Genomic DNA, 731 nt, shown 5'->3' with positions numbered 1-731 from the left:
AGTGACTACACGAGTTTCCAAACAGAGATGAATACCTTCTATGATGCCATCTGTGATGAAATCACTAGATTAGAGAACAAAAAGAACGAAGAAAATGGCATTATTGGCTGGTGTCAGAGTCAGATTAACAATCTGGGAAATTTCATCGAGAAGCTACTACATACGAAGGAGGGGTAAGGTCATGTATGGAACGATTCAATTATCTGAGGTTCTGTTTGGCTCACACATCAGTAGTTTGACCAAGGCTCAGGCTAGTCTAGCGGGAGTGAGTAAGCCAACCTTCAAAACAACATCAGAATCCAAGGTGCTCGATTTGTATCAGGAACAGTTTGAGGAGCTCTGTCAGCTGATGACGAGCTATACATCCTTATTAGGAACAGACATCGCCTTGATGGCAGCTACAGGAAAAGAGTTGGCCCGTACAGATACAGTATTGGGACAAAACCTGTTTTCTGGTTTGCAGTAGGGAGGTGCCATGAGTTACAAGATAATATTTGATGATATCACCTCTGTTCAAGTGGAAAGTCAAAAGACGATGAATGCTTGGGGAGAGGCCATCAATAATCTCAATACCGCTATGATGGACTTTATCAATAATACCAATCTCCAAGGTCAGGCCATCTCAAGTATGCGCACCTACCTAGTAGAGGTGCATGGGACTCTCCTTCAGACTCTGGTCAACCTGATGAATGACTACTCAACCAATCTCCTACTATACAAGGACGGTTACT

Annotated in this window: 2 protein-coding genes; both read left to right on the top strand. The window is 43.1% G+C overall.

What is annotated here, in order from left to right:
- The first annotated feature begins 181 nt into the window (after positions 1-181).
- Positions 182-466, top strand: a complete 285-nt coding sequence (locus SORDD15_RS03320; protein WP_061414325.1) for a TIGR04197 family type VII secretion effector — start codon at positions 182-184, stop codon at positions 464-466.
- 9 nt (positions 467-475) lie between these two features.
- The coding region (locus SORDD15_RS03315) for a T7SS effector LXG polymorphic toxin (protein WP_231097619.1) at positions 476-731 on the top strand (256 nt) is incomplete at its 3' end.

The organism is Streptococcus oralis (assembly GCF_001578935.1).
Lineage (GTDB): Bacteria > Bacillota > Bacilli > Lactobacillales > Streptococcaceae > Streptococcus > Streptococcus oralis_R.
This window is presented reverse-complemented; position numbering and strand designations above follow the sequence as displayed.

Coding starts and splice junctions, on each gene's coding strand:
- SORDD15_RS03320 (WP_061414325.1), top strand. CDS start 182: ATGTATGGAACGATTCAATTATCTGAGGTTCTGTTTGGCTCACACATC.